Source organism: Nitrospirillum guaranorum, assembly GCF_034653275.1.
In the GTDB taxonomy this organism is placed as follows: domain Bacteria; phylum Pseudomonadota; class Alphaproteobacteria; order Azospirillales; family Azospirillaceae; genus Nitrospirillum.
Genome location: NZ_JAYEES010000004.1, coordinates 710,296 through 726,695, shown reverse-complemented (window position 1 = coordinate 726,695; position 16,400 = coordinate 710,296). Strand labels below are relative to the sequence as shown.

The window sequence follows — 16,400 nt, the reverse complement described above, 5'->3', positions numbered from 1 at the left end:
AAAAAAGGCGCCGGCGGTTACCCGCCGACGCCCCTCGGAAACCCAACCGCCTTACTGGTTTTGAAACTTTAGAACTCGCAGGTCACGCCCCACAGGAAGGTGCGACCGCTGGAGGTGTTGACCTCGATGCGATGCGCGGTCAGGTCGGTGAACTGCACGATGTGCTCATCGGTCAGGTTCAGGCCCTCCAGCGTCACCTTGATGTGCGGGGTGACGTTGTAGTGGGCGGAGAAGTCGACGTTGTTGGTCGGCTCATACGCCTCGCCCACGTTGCCGTTGCCGCCGATGCTGTCCAGGTACTGGCTGCGGTAGGCCTCGGAGATGCGCACGCCCCAGGTCTCGGTTTCGTAGTACAGCGTGGCGTTGGCCGAGAAGCGCGACAGGTTGACCAGCGGCAGGTCGTAGGACTTGCCGTTGATGATGGCGGGGGAGCTGCCGTCGGCGAAGGTGCCGTTGGCGACCATGCCCAGGTGGTTGAAGGGGGCGGGCAGGAAGTCGAAGTCGCGCTGCACCGCCACCTCCACGCCCTTGATGCTGGCGCCGGAGACGTTCACCGGCTGGGACACGTTGTAGGGCGTGGCGCCGGTCTGCCCCGGCAGCAGGAACGACAGCGGATAGCCGGTGGCGGAATACGGCTCCGTCACCGTGGTGGCGCTGATGAAGGAGTTCAGCTTCTTGTAAAAGGCGCCGATGGACACGAAGCCGACCTTGCCGTCGTAGTACTCCAGCGAACCTTCCACCGCGTCCGCCGTGAAGGGCTTCAGGTCGGGATTGCCGATGGTCAGGCTGCCGCCGAAGGGCGCGGTGGTGATGGTGCCGGCGGCTTGCAGGTCGGACAGGGCCGGGCGGCTGATGTTGCGGTTGGCGCTGAGGCGCGCCACTAGGTCGGGCTCCACGAAATAGGCCAGGTTGGCGGCCGGCAGCACGCCGCTGTAGGTGTGCGGCACCGTCACCGGCTTCAGCACCCCGCCGGAATTGACCGAGCCGGCGGAGGTCAGGTCGGTGGAGTAGTAACGCAGGCCGACATTGGCCTTCAGCCGCCGCTCCATGACGTCCGTGTCCAGGTCGTACTGGATGTAGCCGCCCTTGGTGTCTTCCGTGACGTGGTAGTCCGAGCCCGGCGACAGGAACTTGGCGTTTTCGATGTCCCGCGTCTGCCCGATCAGCTTGTAGATGGCGTCCACGTCGCCGACGATATAGGGCACCAGGGTGTCGTAGGGCACCGTGTACTTGGTGCTGGCCGGGATCGCCCTGTCCGCCGGGACGTTGTAGAATACCTTGTTGTTGTACTGCGCGCCCTCATCCTCGAAGCGCTTGTATTCGAAGCCGGTCTTGATGGTGGAGCTGTCGGTCAGCGCGTATTCGAAGTCCAGCTTGGCGTTCTTGTAGGAATTGATGATCTTGTTGGCCTGGGTGTCCAGGCGCATCAGGTTCCACAGCGACGGGTCGGTGGTGTTGAAGCTGTAGGTGTTGACCGGCATGGTGGTGCGGTCGTCGAAGCCTATGCCCTGGTTCTTCGCCTGCAGGAACACTTTGTCGAAGTAGGGCAGCTCATAATCGGAGCGGGAGTAGCCCACCATACCCTTGACCAGCAGCCGGTCCGTGATCTGGTCGGACCCGTGCAGCACCGTCTGGTAGAAGTCGGTGCTGTCGCTTTCGGTGTTGTACTCGTTGCGCATGTCCACGCCGGTGTAGTTGGCGGCCACCAGGGTGTTGCCCTGGATGACGGCCGACTGCAGCACCTGCGTGCCGGAAACGTTGCCTGTCAGGGCGTTGCTGCCGCCCGCCGCCATGGCGTAGTCCTTGCGGTCGTTGGTCAGGCGGCTGTACAGGGCGTCGAAGCCCAGCTTCAGGCCGTTCTCCGGTTCGTACTGCAGGGCGAGCGTGCTGCCCAGGCGGGTGCGATGGTCGAACCAGGTGGAATAGGTGTCGGCCTGGGGCGCGTAGATGGTGCCGGACGCCATCTTGGCGGCGTCGGCGGCGCTGACGCCCGGGCCGATGTTGGCCGGGTTCACCTTGATCTGGCTCCAGCCCCAGTTGCGGTAGCCGTATTCGTTGCTGTCATTGGTGCTGTAGGCCACCGACACCAGGGCGCCGAAATCGCCCCAGCGGTTGGAGAGCAGGCCCACCATGCGCGGCGTCACGCTGTCGGTGTTGCTGTTGTTCTGGCCCTTGGCCGAGAACACGGCCTTGAAGCCATCGTAATCGAAGGGCTTGGCGGTGCTGAGGCCCACCGTGCCTCCGATGCCGCCCTCATCCTGTTCGGCGGCGTAGGACTTCTCGACCGTCACGCGGTCGAACAGTTCGGAGGCGAACAGGCTGTAGTCGAAGCTGCGGGTGCGGCTGACGGCGCCGCGATTGTCCATGCCCGAGGCGGTGTTGCCCAGCACTTCCATGCCGTTCAGCTGCGTGCGGGTGAAGTCCGGACCCAGGCCGCGCAAGGTGATCTGCCGGCCTTCGCCGGAATCGCGGTTGATGGTGACACCGGGCACGCGCTGAAGCGATTCCGCCAGGTTCAGGTCGGGAAACGCGGCGATGTCTTCCGCGACGATCACCTCCTCCGATCCGACGGCCTCGCGCTTCAGCGCCTTGGCCTGCGCCAGGCTTTCGCGGAAGCTGGTCACCACCACCTCTTCCAGCGGATCGTCGTTCGCGCGCGCCTGCGGCCGGGGTGCCGCGGCGGAGGCCTTGGCGGGTGTCCCCATCTGCAGCACCACCACGGCGCCGTCGTCGGACGACACCACCAGGGGTGTGCCCTGCAACAGGGTGGCCAAGGCCTTCTTGCGATCCAGCTCGCCATGGATGGCCTGGGTGCTGATGCCGTCCAACTGGCCCGCCGGCGCCACGATCTGGATGCCGGCCTGCTTGGCGAAGGCCGGGATGGCGCTGACGGCCGGCTGGACCGGCAGGTCGAAGCTGCGCGTCTGGGCCGTGGCGGGCGCGCTGAACGCGATGACGGCGGACGCCGCGCCGCACAGCAGCATCGGGCGCAAAGACTTAAACATTTTCACTGACTCCCCCAGCAATATCAGTGTCTGACTGCCAATCGCGGGGCGTTCATCGCCCTCACGCCCCTTAGATTATTTTGGGGAGCCAACCAAGCCATCCGTAATGAAACTTTTATATTTTGGCGCTCTCATTATTTAATTTGAGTGACGCAAGCATTTCGACTTCGCGTCACGGCCGTTCATCCACACAAGCTTTATTTATAAAGGGTGATGACGTCCCCCTCCCGCCTGCTCTTGATACGCAAGCCCTGGGCGATGGCGCGGGCGAAGCCGGCCGGATCGGTGGCGGCGAACAGACCGGAGATGCGCTCGTGCGCCGCCCCCTTCACCACGATCTTCTGGACGGAATAGCGGGCGAACTCGGCCGCCGCCTCCGCCAGGGTCACGCCCTCGAAGGACAGCAAGCCCTCGCGCCACATCAGGCTGCGGCCCAGGGCGCCGGGCGCCACGTCGCGGAGGGAGACCTGCACCTCCTCCACGCCGGCGGCGTTCAGGCCGACGCGCACCTCCGCCTCCTGGTTGGCGGTGACGTGGGTGCCGTTGATGGCGCCGGCCGATGGCGTCCACAGCCGTTCCAGCGCCTGCCACGCCGTGGCGGGTGCGGCCGGCGGCGGCAGTTCCACCGCCACCCTGCCGGACGCCACCTGCACGCGCATGCCGCCCTTGTCATCCTCCAGCCGCACGGCATAGGCGGTGCCGACGGCCCGCGCCTGGGCCTTGGGGCCCTGGACGATGAAGGGCCGGTCAGGGTTCTTGGCCACCTCGAAATAGGCCTCACCCTTCAGCAGGCGGACGGTGCGGCTGTCCTCGCGGTAGTCGACCTCCAGCACGCTGTCGGTGTTCAGGGTGATCTTGGACCCGTCGGGCAAGGGGATGCGCCGCACCTCCCCCACCTCGGAGGCGTAGCGGCGGCCGGCGGCCGGCGCCGGGCGGCGGATGAGCACGGCGGCACCCAGGACGGAGGCGGCGGCACCCATCAGCACGGCGCGGCGCGGCAGGGTGCCCCACTGGGCCACGGACGGTGCCGGGGGCCGGCGCAGGATGCGCATGGCCAGTTCCATGCGCGGGCTGACGAAATAGGCCTGGGCGCGCGCCATCGCCCCGACGCAGCGGGTGTCGCTGTCCAGCCACTCCGTCAGTTCGGTCTCTTCCGCCGGGGTCAGCGCGCCGGCGTCCAGGCGGGCGACCCAGTGGGCCGCCGCCTCATCAATGGACCTTGCGCTTGGCCTGTGCGTGATCACGCTCTTCCAACCCTGTCTTCTTCTTATCCGCCGACGACTTCGCCGCCCCATCCGACCCATCGCGTCCGAACTGGGCCAGCAGCAGCTTGATGCCCCGGGCCACGTGCTTCTGGATGGTGTGTTCGGACAGATTCATCCGGCGCGCGATCTCCTGCTGCGACAGGCCTTCCACCCGGCGCATGACGAAGGCCGTCCGGGTCTTGCGCGGCAAGGCCTCGATGGCGCGCTGCACCTGCTCCAGTTCGAACCGGGCCAGCACCGTGTCCTCCGGCGACGGCTCATCCATCACCGTCTCCAGGGTGCCGATGTCGGCCACGGCGGTGATGGGCACCACGCGGGAATGGCGCAGTTGCTGCAGGATGACGGAATAGGCCACCTGGAACGCGTAGGTCTTGGGGTCGTTGATGGTGTCCACGGAGGCCTTGGTGGCTAGGATGGCATAGGTCTCCTGCACCACGTCATCGACGTCGAACTGCAGCGACGCCTTGCGCTTCAACCACGACCGCAACGCCGGTTCATGCGGGACGACGTTGACGGCCAGCCAATGCGCCCGCTCGTCCGTTATCCGCTTTGCTGATTTCAACATCGATCCGCCCATCCAACCCTCGGCCATTAGATGCGCGTCGACCGTGAACCCTGCCATCTGTCATGAAAATTTAGGAATTGGGCGTCATACGCGCAGGCATTTGGTCGTGACCTCCCAAAGTGCCCCTCAGGCGCCGGCGGGCGCATTCGCGCCCTTGGCTTCCTCGCTGCGCCCCGCGGTACTCGCTCCGGCGCCCGCAGGCGCGGGCTACCGCGGCACGAGTCCACCTCTCGTACCGGGGTATCATAATCCTCAAACGACAATCGCCCGGCCACAAGGCCGGGCGATCACAGGAAAAACGAAAGCGTTGGCTCAGCCCCGCAGGGCCGCCGCTTCCCGCGCCAGCTTGGTGATGCCGGCCCAATCCTTGGCCGCCACCAGGTTCGCCGGCGTCAGCCACGAGCCGCCGACGCAGGCGACGTTGGGCTGGGCCAGGTAATCGGGCGCCGTCTTCACGGTGATGCCGCCCGTGGGGCAGAAGGTGACGCCCGGCAGGGGCGAGGCCAGCGACTTGATCAGCTTCAGGCCGCCCACGGCCTCGGCCGGGAACAGCTTCACATGGCGCAGGCCCCGGGCCTGCAGCGCCATCACCTCGGACGGGGTGGCGGTGCCGGGCAGGAAGGGCACACCCTGGGCCAGCACCTCGTCCAGCAGGGCGGGGTAGCAGCCGGGGCTGACGATGAACTGCGACCCGGCGTCGCGCACGCGGCCCACCTGGTCCGGCGTCACCACCGTGCCGGCGCCGACCACGGCGTCGGGCACCTTGGCGGCGATTGTCTCGATGGCGGCCAGGGCGGCCTCGGTGCGCAAGGTGACTTCCAGCACCCGCACACCACCCTCGACCAGGGCCTCGGCCAGCGGCAGGGCGTCCTCGACCTTCTCGATGATCAGGACCGGGACGACAGGTCCCAGGGCCAGGATTTCGCCCACGCCCAACTTGCTCTGCGAACTCATGCGAAATCCTCTCCGAAGCTATGGGCGCCGTCCTCGGCGCCGGTCACATGGGCGCGCATGGCCCCGAACAGGTTGCGGCCGGTGCCCCAGGTGTTGGCGGACAGGTCGGGTGTGACGGCCGGGCGGGCGGCGAACTCGGCCGCGTCCACCAGGATGTCCAGCGTGCCGGCCTCGCCATCCAGGCGGACCACGTCGCCCGTCTGGATGCGGGCCAGCGAGCCGCCCTTCAGCGCCTCCGGCGTCAGGTGGATGGCGGCGGGCACCTTGCCCGAGGCGCCGGACATGCGGCCGTCGGTGACCAGCGCCACCTTGAAGCCCTTGTCCTGCAGCACGCCCAGGGGCGGCGTCAGCTTGTGCAGTTCCGGCATGCCGTTGGCGGCGGGGCCCTGGAAACGGACGACGGCGATGAAGTCGCGCTCCAGCTCGCCGCGCTTGAAGGCGGCCAGCATCTCGTCCTGGCTTTCGAAGACGATGGCCGGCGCCTCGACGACGCGGTGCTGCGGCTTCACGGCCGACACCTTGATGATGGCGCGGCCGGCGTTGCCGGTCAGCAGGCGTATGCCGCCCGACGGATCGAACGGGTCGGTGGCCGGGCGCAGGATGCTGGTGTCGGCGCTGGTGGGCGTGCCGGCCCGCCAGGCGGCCTTGCCATCCTTCAGCCAGGCCTCATGGCGATAGGCATCCAGGCCGCTGCCCTGCTCGGTGCCGTCCACCACGGTGGTGACATCACCGTGCAGCAGGCCGGCATCCAGCAGGCTGGCGATCAGGAACTGCAGGCCGCCGGCAGCATGGAAGTGGTTCACGTCCGAGACGCCGTTGGGGTAGACCCGCGCCAGCAACGGGACCGCGCCCGACAGGTCGCTGAAGTCCTGCCAGTCGATGTGGATGCCGGCGGCGCGCGCGATGGCCACCAAGTGCAGGGTGTGGTTCGTCGATCCGCCCGTGGCCAGCAGGCCCACGATGGCGTTGACGATGCTGCGCTCATCCACCAGGCGGCCGATGGGCGTGTAGTTGCCCGCCTGCGTCGTCAGCTGGGCCACGCGCTGGGTGGCGGCCACGGTCAGGGCGTCGCGCAGCTCGGTGTTCGGGTTGATGAAGGAGGAGCCCGGCAGGTGCAGGCCCATGATCTCCATCAGCATCTGGTTGGAGTTGGCCGTGCCGTAGAAGGTGCAGGTGCCCGGGGAGTGGTAGGACTTGGACTCCGCCTCCAGCAGGTCGTCGCGGGTGGCCTTGCCCTCCGCGTACAGCTGGCGGATGCGCGCCTTCTCCGGATTGGACAGGCCCGACGGCATGGGGCCGCCCGGCACAAAGATGGCCGGCAGATGGCCGAAGGACAGGGCGCCGATCAGCAGGCCGGGGACGATCTTGTCGCAAATGCCCAGGTACAGCGCCGCGTCGAACATGTCGTGCGACAGGGCGATGGCCGTGGCCTGGGCGATGACGTCCCGGGAGAACAGCGACAGCTCCATGCCGTCGCGGCCCTGGGTCACGCCGTCGCACATGGCGGGGACGCCGCCGGCGAACTGGGCCACCACGCCCGCGTCGTGCGCCGCCTTCTTGATGATGGCGGGGAAGCGCTCGAACGGCTGGTGGGCCGACAGCATGTCGTTGTAAGCCGACACGATGGCGATGTTGGACTTGGCGTTGCCGGCCAGCGCGGCCTTGTCGTCGGCGGCGCACCCGGCGAAGCCGTGGGCCAGGTTGCCGCAGCCCAGCGCGCCGCGCCGCGGGCTCTGGCCTTTCTGGGCGTCCAGGCGCTTCAGATAACGGGCGCGGCTGTCCGCGCTGCGCTGGATGACGCGGTCGGTAACCCGCCGCAGGGTGTCGTTGAGCGCCATGGGGTCCTCCCTGGCTGATGAGCCATGAACGTGGGGGCGCCGGCGGAACCGGCGATGCGGCGCCGGCCCCGGGGGCAGAAGTCGAATAAACTCCGCCGAACCGTTACAGTTCGGGGTCGTGCCAACGGCGACCGTCGCGGTCCAGCAGCAGGGCGGCGCTGATGGGGCCCCAGCCGCCGGCGGCGTATGGATCCGGGCGCATGTCCGTCTGTTCCCAGCCGGCCAGGATGGTGTCGATCCACGACCAGGCGGCATCCACCTCGTCACGGCGCATGAACAGCGACGGGTTGCCCCGCACCACGTCCATCAGCAAACGCTCGTAGGCCTCGGGATAGCGGTCCTTGAACGCCTCGGCATAGGACAGGTTCAGCGGCACGGAGCGCAGGCGCAGGCCGCCGGGGCCGGGCACCTTGGTCATGATGTTCAGCTGCACGCCCTCATCCGGCTGCAGGCGGATGACCAAGCGGTTGGCCATAAGCTCGCCCGAGCCCTTGGGGAAGACGCTGTGCGGCACGTCCTTGAACTGGACGACGATCTCGGAATAGCGGACCGGCAGGCGCTTGCCCGTGCGCAGGTAGAAGGGCACGCCGCTCCAGCGCCAGTTCTCGATCTCGGCCTTGATGGCGACCAGGGTCTCGGTGTTGCTGGACCGCGTCAGCTCATCGGCGTAGCCCGGAACCGGCTGTCCGTCGATGGAGCCGGCGCGATACTGGCCGCGCACGGTCTTGACCTTCACGTCGGCCTGGGTGATGGGGCGCAGGGCCCGCAGCACCTTGATCTTCTCATTGCGGATCTGGTCGCCCGACAGGTGGGCCGGCGGCTCCATCGCCACCAGGCACAGCAGCTGCAGGAAGTGGTTCTGCACCATGTCGCGCAGGGCGCCGGCCTTGTCGTAGTACTCGGCCCGGCCTTCCACGCCCACGCTTTCGGCGACGGTGATCTGGATGTGGTCGATCCAGCTGCTGTTCCACAGCGGCTCGAACAGGGCGTTGCCGAAGCGCAGGACCATCAGGTTCTGCACCGACTCCTTACCCAGGTAATGGTCGATGCGGTAGATGCGGTCCTCGGGGAAGACGGCGCCCACTTCCTCGTTCACGGCGTTGGCGGACTTCCCGTCATGGCCGATGGGCTTCTCCAGCACGACGCGGCAGGTGTCGGTCACCAGACCGGCCGATTGCAGGTTGCGGCAGATGGCGCCGAACAGGCTGGGGGCCGTCGCGAGGTAGCAGACGCGGGCCTTGTCCTCATGCCCCTTCAGCAGGGTCTGCAGGGGTTCCCAGCCGGCCGGCTTGGTCGCGTCCAGCGACACATAGCCCAAGCGGGCGGAGAAACGCTCCCACACCGCCGTCTCCAGGTCGGCGGCGGGCACGTGGCGCTGCAGCGCCGCCCACACCGTGCCCCGGAAATCCTCGACCGTCTGGTCGGTGCGGCTGACGGCGATGATGCGGCTCTCGTCCGTCATCTGCCGGTCACGCTCCCGGTAGTAGAGGCCGGGCAGGAGCTTGCGCATGGCAAGATCGCCGGTACCGCCGAAAACGACGAAATCGAAGGGATTGACTTGCAGCACTTCAGCCATGATGGCGCCTTGGCTTGGTTTCCCAGGGATGGCAGGGCCATCCGCCCGTTATCGATTATGCGGTTATTTCACTACCACAATTCCCTGGAAGCGCCACCGGAAAATCACCTGCCAGGTAATCAGCGGGGTGATTTTCCGGTAATTCCGTAACATGACAGCTATTCCGTGCGGCGTTCGGCCGTGACCGACCGAACGCCCCCTCATGCGCCGGGCGCGGCCATCCGGCCGCCTGGCTTCCTCGGTTCAAGGGCGGCTTCAGCCACCCTAAAACCTGCGGCGGCCCCCGTCGGGGCCCAATAACCTCATGTCGCTTTCAGCCCCTCACCCGCCGCGTCAGGCCTTCAGGCCGCCCATCAGCAGGTATTTCACCACCAGGTAATCCTCGATCCCGTACTTGGAGCCCTCGCGGCCCAAGCCGCTCTGCTTCACGCCGCCGAAGGGCGCCACCTCGGTGGAGATGATGCCCTCGTTGATGCCGACCATGCCGTATTCCAGCGCCTCGGCCACCCGCCAGATGCGGCCGATGTCGCGGCTGTAGAAATAGGCGGCCAGGCCGAACTCGGTGTCGTTGGCCATGTGGATGGCCTCGGCCTCGTCCTTGAAGCGGAACAGCGGCGCCACCGGGCCGAAGGTTTCCTCCCGCGCCAGGATCATGTCCGGCGTGGCGTCCAGCAGCAGGGTGGGCTCGAAGAAATTGCCGCCCAGCGCGTGGCGCCGGCCGCCCATGGCGACGCGCGCGCCCTTGGACACCGCGTCGGCGATGTGGCGCTCCGCCTTCTCCACCGCGGCGGCGTTGATCAGGGGGCCGGTGGTCACGTCCTTGTCCGCGCCGTTGCCCACGCGCAGGCGGCCCACCGCCTCGGCCAGGCGGGCGGCGAAGGCCTCATAGACGCCGTCCTGCACCAGGATGCGGTTGGCGCAGACACAGGTCTGGCCGGCGTTGCGATACTTGGAGGCCATGGCCCCCTCCACCGCCGCGTCCAGGTCGGCATCGTCGAAGACGATGAAGGGCGCGTTGCCGCCCAGCTCCAGGCTCAGCTTCTTCAGCGTGTCGGCGCTCTGCTTCATCAGCAGCTTGCCCACCGGCGTGGAGCCGGTGAAGGACAGCTTGCGCACCAGCGGGTTGGACGTCATCTCCCCGCCGATGGGTCTGGGATGGCCGGTGACAACGCTGAACACCCCCGGCGGCACGCCCGCCCGCTCCGCCAGCACGGCCAGCGCCAGGGCGCTGTAGGGCGTCACCTCCGACGGGCGCACCACGATGGGGCAGCCGGCGGCCAAGGCCGGCCCCACCTTGCGCGTGATCATGGCGATGGGGAAGTTCCAGGGGGTGATGGCGGCGGCGACACCGATGGGCTCCTTCACCACCACGATGCGCTTGTCGCCGGCGAAGCTGGGGATGGTGTCGCCGTAGGCGCGCTTGCCCTCCTCCGCGAACCATTCGATGAAGCTGGCGCCGTACGCAACCTCGCCCCGCGATTCGGCCAGGGACTTGCCCTGCTCCGCCGTCATGATGCGGGCCAGATCCTCCTGCGCCGCCATGATCATCTCGAACCAGCGGCGCATGACGGCGGCACGGTCCTTGGCGGTGCGGGCGCGCCAGCCGGCCCAGGCCGCGTTGGCCGCCTTGATGGCCAACGCCGTCTCGGCGGCGCCCATGTCGGGAATGGTGCCGATGACCTCCCCCGTCGCCGGGTTGTCGACATCTATGGTACCGCCGCCGTCGGCATCCACCCAGGACCCGCCGATATAGGCTTGATCCCGCAGCAGATCGGGGTCCTTCAGCCCAAGGGCTTGAGCCGTGCGGATGAGGGGCCCGTGGGGGGCGCGAACGGGGGTGTCCATGGCAAACCTCTTATAACAACCGCCTGGGGGCATGGTTCTTACGTAGGCCGGATCCGGGGGCGTTGCAATGCGGGTGGCCCCGTAGGCGCGCCCTGTAGGCGGGCAGGCCCCCGGCCAAGCCAGGTCACAACCGTCCGCCCTTAGCCTGCGTTCCCATGCCGGGCTGAAATTCAAGTCTGGGGCTCAGGCCGCTTCGTGGTCCGCGTCCGGCAGGTCCCCCGGCCGGCCCAAGGCACGGCGGGCGCGGACCAGCGCCTGGTCCAGGGTGCGGCCGACATAAACCCGCGGCGGCTTCAGGCCCTGTGTCAGCAGCAGGCGCCGCGCCTCCGGATCGGCCAGGGCGATGGCCACGACCGCCCCCTGCTTGCGCGCCTTGGCCGCCAGCCCGTCGATGACGGTGACAGCCGTGGAATCCAGCAGCGGCACCGCCGTCAGGTCCAACACGTAAGCCCGCGGCCGGGCGGCGATGCGGTCGAACAGGGCGGACACGCCGGCCGCCGCCCCGAAAAAGAAGGCGCCGGACAGGCGGAAGACCAGGATGTCGTCGTCGCGCGTCTGGGGTTGGTCCGGCAGCGGGCCGGCGCGATCGGCCACGTCAGGGGCCACCAGGGGGTTGCCCCCTCCACCCGCAGTGTCCCGGCCATGCGGTGGATGAACAGCAGCGACCCGGTGGCGAAGCCGACGACGATACCCAGCGTCAGGTCCCGCAGGACAGTCAGCAGGAAGGTGGAGAGCAGCACCGCGGCATCCCCCCAGGACGCCCGCAGCAACAGGCCGAAGGCATGCTTCTCCGCCATGTTCCAGGCGACGATCGCCAGCACCCCCGCCAGCGCCGGCAGGGGGATATAGCTGGCCAGCGGCGCGGCCACGGCCATGAACAGCGCCAGGAACACGGCGTGCGCCATGCCGGACACCGGCCCGCGCGCACCCGCCCGCACATTGGTGGCCGTGCGGGCGATGGTGCCGGTGACGCAGATGCCGCCGCAGAGCGCACTGGCGATGTTGGCGACACCCTGCGCCACCAGCTCGGCGTTGGCGCGGTGGCGCCGGCCGGTCATGCCATCGGCCACCACGGCGGACAGCAGGCTTTCGATGGCGCCCAACAGCGCGAAGGACACCGCGTCCGGCAGAACCGCCAACACCAGGTCCGGGGACAGGGGCGGCAGATGGGGGGCCGGCAGGCTGCGCGGGATGCCGCCGAAGCGCGTGCCGATGGTCTCAACGGGGAGGTGGGCAAGCGCCGCGACCACGCTGGCCGCCGCCACCGCGATCAGCAGGACGGGCCATTGAGGACGCCAGCGCCGCAGCAGCACGATCAGGGCGATGGTCGCCACCGCCGTCCCCAGGGCGGCGGGGTTCAGCGTGGGCAGCGCGTGCCCCAGGGCCAACAGCTTGGGCACAAGCGGCCCCGGCTCCTTGCCCGGCAGCGTCAGGCCCAACAGGTCACGCGCCTGGCTGGCCGCGATGATGACGGCGATGCCGGCGGTGAAGCCCACGGTAACGGGATAGGGGATGTACTTGATGAAGGTGCCCAGGCGCAGGGCGCCGATGGCCATGAGGATCAGGCCGGACAGGACCACGGCCAGCGCCAAGCCCCCCACCCCCAGCCGCTCCACCGACGCGGCGACCAGCACGATGAAGGCCCCGGCCGGGCCGCCGATCTGGAACCGGCTGCCGCCCAGCAGCGACACCAGGAAGCCGCCGACGATGGCGGTGTACAGCCCCCGGTCCGGGGTAACGCCCGAGGCGATGGCGATGGCCATGGACAGCGGCAAGGCCACGATGGCCACGGTCAGGCCGGCCACCAGGTCGGCCCGCAGGTCGCGCAGGCCATACCCCTCGCGCAGCACCGTGACCAGTTTGGGTTTATAAAGTTCCCGCCACCCTGGTTCCGCCATCGTCCTGTGCATGACGCCCCCTGTCGTTAATGCGCCGCACCCATCCTTTGCCCCATACCATCGCCCAGTCGGGCCGTCCTCGCCTAACCCTTTCCCGCTCAGCCCTTCTTCTGCGCCGCCTTGCGCGCCTTCTGGGCGGCGGCGAAGGCGGCGGCCCAGCCTTCCTTCACCACCTGGCGGCCCCGGCCGATGGCCAGGGCGTCGGCCGGCACCGTCTCGGTGATGGTGCTGCCACCGGCGATGAAGGCGCCGTCACCCACCCGTACCGGGGCCACCAGGGTGGCGTTGGTACCGACGAAGACGTTGCGGCCCACCTGGGTGCGGTACTTGAAGGTGCCGTCATAGTTGCAGGTGATGGCGCCGGCGCCGATGTTGGTCCCCTCCCCGATATCGGCGTCGCCGACATAGGCCAGGTGGTTGGCCTTGGCACCGTTGCCCAGGGTGGAGGCCTTGACCTCCACAAAGTTGCCGATGTGGGCGCCCACGCCGATGTCGGACCCCGGGCGCAGCCGGGAATAGGGGCCGATGATGGCCTCGCGCCGCACCACCACCCCTTCCAGGTGGCAGAAAGGCCGGATGGTCACGCCATCCTCCACCACCACGCCGGGCCCGAACACGACGTTTTGGCCCACGGTGACATCGCGGCCCAGCACCGTGTCGGCGGAGAACCAGACGGTGTCCGGGTCGGCCAGGGTGGCGCCGTTCAGCATGGCCTGGCGGCGCAGGCGGGCCTGCATCAGCTGTTCCAGCTTGGCCAGCTCAACCCGGGAATTGACGCCCTCCACATCCGCCGGGTCCCCCTCCGCCACCGCGCAGGCGTACCCCTGGGCGCGGGCCACGGCCACGGCGTCGGTCAGGTAGTATTCGCCCTTGGCGTTGGCGCTGCCGATGGCGTCCAGGATGGCCCATAGGCGGCGACCGTCGAAGGCCATCAGGCCGGCGTTGCACAGGCCGATGGCCCGCTCCTCCGGCGTGGCGTCCAGGTATTCCACGATCTTGGTCAGGCCGCCGGCCTCATCCTGCACCAGGCGGCCATAGGCGGCGGGATCGGCCGGGCGCATGCCCAGCACCGCCACGGCCGGGTCGCCGGCGCCGCGCCGGGCCTGCACCAGCAGGGACAGCGTCTCCGGCCGCACCAGGGGCGTGTCGCCGAACAGCACCAGGACGTCGCCGTCGAAATCGCCCAGGTCCGCGCGCGCCGCCTTCACGGCGTCGGCGGTGCCCAGCTGCTGCGGCTGCAGCACGGTGGCGTGCGGCGCCACGGCCTGGGCCACGGCCTCCTGCCCCGGCCCCACCACGACGATGACCCGGTCGGGGCGCAACGCCGACGCCGCCCGCAGCACATGGGCCACCATGGGCTCATTGGCGATGGGGTGCAGCACCTTGGGCAAGTCGGACTTCATCCGGGTGCCCTTGCCAGCCGCCAGGATGATGCAGGCGAGCGCGGGGGTCGAGGTCGGGGCGGTCATGGCGATGAACCTTTTCAAGGCGACTGTTCAGGTTGCTGGACCTCGTCCGATGGGATGAGCCCCCGCCCGACGCCATTGCCAGCAAGGCCCCCTTACTGCCACAACGAGGGTGTCTCGCGAAACCGCCATCGCCCGGATGCCGCCCCCATGAGCCTCATGCCCGCCGCCGTCCTGTTCGACTTCGACGGAACGCTGATCGACAGCGCGCCCGACATCCTGACCGGCATCAACCGCCTGCTGGATGAAGAGGACCTGCCCAACCTGGACCTGGCGCAGGTGCACCAGTTCATTGGCGACGGCGCCCCCATGCTGGTGACCCGCACCTTCGCCGCCGTGGGCCGGCCCCTGGATCCCGACTCGGTCCCCGCCATGACCGACCGCTACATGGCCATCTATGAGGCCTTGCCGGCCGATCCGTCCTGCGTCTTCCCCGGTGTGGCGGAAACCTTGGCCACCTTGAGCGCCGACATCCCCCTGGCCCTGGTGACCAACAAACCCGAACGGGCGACCCATGCGGTGCTGGAGGCCATCGGCCTCGCGCCCTACTTCAAGGCGGTGGTCGGGGGCGACACCCTGCCCACGCGCAAGCCGCACCCCGGCCCGCTGCTGCACGCCATGGCCCACCTGGCGGCCGCCCCGGGCAAGACCATCATGGTGGGCGATGGCGCCAACGACGTGACGGCCGGGCGCGCCGCCGGTTGCCAGGTCGTGTGCGTTACCTATGGCTATCCGCGCATGCCCGTGGAACAACTGGGGGCGGACCGGTTGGTGGATCATTTCCGCGACCTGCCGTCCGCCCTGGCGGATTTGGCCGCGGGGTGACGGCCTGATCGCTTATTGGGGCCGGCGTATTGGGGCCGGCTTATCGGGGAACGTCGCATATGCGTGGTTTGGATTTGCGCGCTGGGCGGGAGGAATACCTCGACGCCCTGCTGGTGACGGGCACGGCCTTCATCCTGGCTGTGGCGCAGTGGCGCCACATCGTCCATTTCTTCGACCAGTACCTGCTGCAGAACCTGCAGGCCGAGGTGGGGGTGCTGCAGGGCTATCCGCACTGGCGCTTCTTCCAGTCGCGCGTGCTGGCGCCCTTCCTGGAACATCTGATCGAACTGACGGGTGTGAACCTGACCAGCGCCCACGCCGTCGTCGCCGTGTTCGGCCTGACCGGCGCCGGCTTGGCCCTGTTCTACGCCGCCCAGGCGGCGGGCGGTCCGGCGGAAAACGGACGGCAGAGGGCCTGGACGGCCTTGCTGGCCATGCATGTGCTGTTCATGGCGCTGATGTCGAAGCCCTGGCTGTACATCTGGGACTTCGTGCTGCTGCTGACCACGGCGGTGTTCTACCTGCTGGTCCTGACCCGGGCGCCGTGGTGGGCCTTCCTGGCTCTGCTGGGCGTGGCCTGCTTCAACCACGAATCAGCCGTCTTCATCGGCGGCTATATGATGGCCAAGGCCGTCATCGACGCCTGGGTGGAAAAGCGCCGGCCGGATTGGCGCTGGCTGGCCTCCGGCGCGCTGGGCAGCATTGCCGCCTTCGCCATCATCGAATTCCTGCGCAAGACGCTGCTGAAGGAAGAGATCGGCTACAAGATCTTCCGCGACATCCAGAAATCATCCTCCACCACGTTCGACGCCTATTTCCACATCCAGGTGGGGGAGAATTTCGGCCAGTTCTACGACTGGATCACCGATCCCAGCCTGTCGTTGGATCTTTTGATCCCCATCTACCTGGCCATCGTGCTGGGCCTGGTGGCGGTGATGGTGAAGCGGCACGGCGTCCGTGCCCTGTCGCTGGCGGCCTTCGTCTTGGTGCAGGTGCTGGCCGTGCTGGCCCTGGGCCTGACCAATGAGACCCGCACCCTGCTGCACCTGATCCCCTTCGTGGCCCTGGCCGGCATCTGGCTGAAAAAGCCGACGGCCGACGCGCCCGGTCCCTTCGCCCCCTGAGGGCCCCGCCCCCCTCAACGCAAAACGGCCGCCCCGGAA

General features: G+C 68.4%; 12 protein-coding genes. 2 read left to right on the top strand and 10 right to left on the bottom strand.

All coding sequences use genetic code 11. The features are described from left to right. Positions 1-68: 68 nt before the first annotated feature. The 10 genes from UAJ10_RS24965 to glmU form a co-directional block, all read right to left on the bottom strand. Positions 69-3,005 carry a TonB-dependent receptor gene (locus tag UAJ10_RS24965; protein WP_322917956.1) on the bottom strand — a complete coding sequence of 979 codons (2,937 nt, stop codon included), beginning with the start codon at positions 3,003-3,005 and terminating at the stop codon, positions 69-71. Positions 3,006-3,202: 197 nt separating this feature from the next. Further along, entirely contained in the window at positions 3,203-4,249 is a 1,047-nt protein-coding gene (locus tag UAJ10_RS24960; RefSeq protein ID WP_322917955.1) for a FecR family protein, read from the bottom strand. Beyond that, the gene (locus tag UAJ10_RS24955; RefSeq protein WP_322917953.1) at positions 4,215-4,835 is read right to left on the bottom strand and encodes an RNA polymerase sigma factor; all 621 of its coding nucleotides are present in this window, start codon (positions 4,833-4,835) and stop codon (positions 4,215-4,217) included. Before UAJ10_RS24955 ends, UAJ10_RS24960 begins: the two co-directional genes overlap by 35 nt. Before the next feature lie 312 nt (positions 4,836-5,147). Further along, complete coding sequence (locus tag UAJ10_RS24950; protein ID WP_322917952.1) at positions 5,148-5,789, bottom strand: bifunctional 4-hydroxy-2-oxoglutarate aldolase/2-dehydro-3-deoxy-phosphogluconate aldolase; 642 nt, start codon at positions 5,787-5,789, stop codon at positions 5,148-5,150. Then, positions 5,786-7,627, bottom strand: coding sequence for a phosphogluconate dehydratase (gene edd, locus UAJ10_RS24945; RefSeq protein ID WP_322917951.1), 1,842 nt, complete (start codon positions 7,625-7,627; stop codon positions 5,786-5,788). The genes UAJ10_RS24950 and edd overlap by 4 nt, the downstream gene beginning before the upstream one ends. A gap of 103 nt (positions 7,628-7,730) precedes the next feature. Continuing rightward, complete coding sequence (zwf, locus tag UAJ10_RS24940) at positions 7,731-9,203, bottom strand: glucose-6-phosphate dehydrogenase (protein WP_322917950.1); 1,473 nt, start codon at positions 9,201-9,203, stop codon at positions 7,731-7,733. 333 nt (positions 9,204-9,536) lie between these two features. Then, positions 9,537-11,048, bottom strand: coding sequence for an NAD-dependent succinate-semialdehyde dehydrogenase (locus UAJ10_RS24935; protein WP_322917949.1), 1,512 nt, complete (start codon positions 11,046-11,048; stop codon positions 9,537-9,539). Between the two features lie 183 nt (positions 11,049-11,231). Continuing rightward, a complete protein-coding gene (locus UAJ10_RS24930; protein WP_322919051.1) occupies positions 11,232-11,573 on the bottom strand; it encodes an STAS domain-containing protein in 342 nt (113 codons plus the stop codon). Next, positions 11,480-12,958 carry a SulP family inorganic anion transporter gene (locus UAJ10_RS24925; RefSeq protein WP_322917948.1) on the bottom strand — a complete coding sequence of 493 codons (1,479 nt, stop codon included), beginning with the start codon at positions 12,956-12,958 and terminating at the stop codon, positions 11,480-11,482. Before UAJ10_RS24925 ends, UAJ10_RS24930 begins: the two co-directional genes overlap by 94 nt. Before the next feature lie 86 nt (positions 12,959-13,044). After that, positions 13,045-14,415: a bifunctional UDP-N-acetylglucosamine diphosphorylase/glucosamine-1-phosphate N-acetyltransferase GlmU gene (glmU, locus tag UAJ10_RS24920; protein WP_322917947.1), complete on the bottom strand. Its 1,371-nt coding sequence runs from the start codon at positions 14,413-14,415 to the stop codon at positions 13,045-13,047. 147 nt (positions 14,416-14,562) lie between these two features. Here glmU and gph point away from each other — a divergent pair, with 147 nt between their 5' ends. Both gph and UAJ10_RS24910 read left to right on the top strand, forming a co-directional pair. Further along, entirely contained in the window at positions 14,563-15,237 is a 675-nt protein-coding gene (gph, locus tag UAJ10_RS24915) for a phosphoglycolate phosphatase (RefSeq protein WP_322917946.1), read from the top strand. Positions 15,238-15,296: 59 nt separating this feature from the next. After that, positions 15,297-16,361, top strand: a complete 1,065-nt coding sequence (locus UAJ10_RS24910) for a hypothetical protein (protein ID WP_322917945.1) — start codon at positions 15,297-15,299, stop codon at positions 16,359-16,361. Positions 16,362-16,400: the final 39 nt, after the last annotated feature.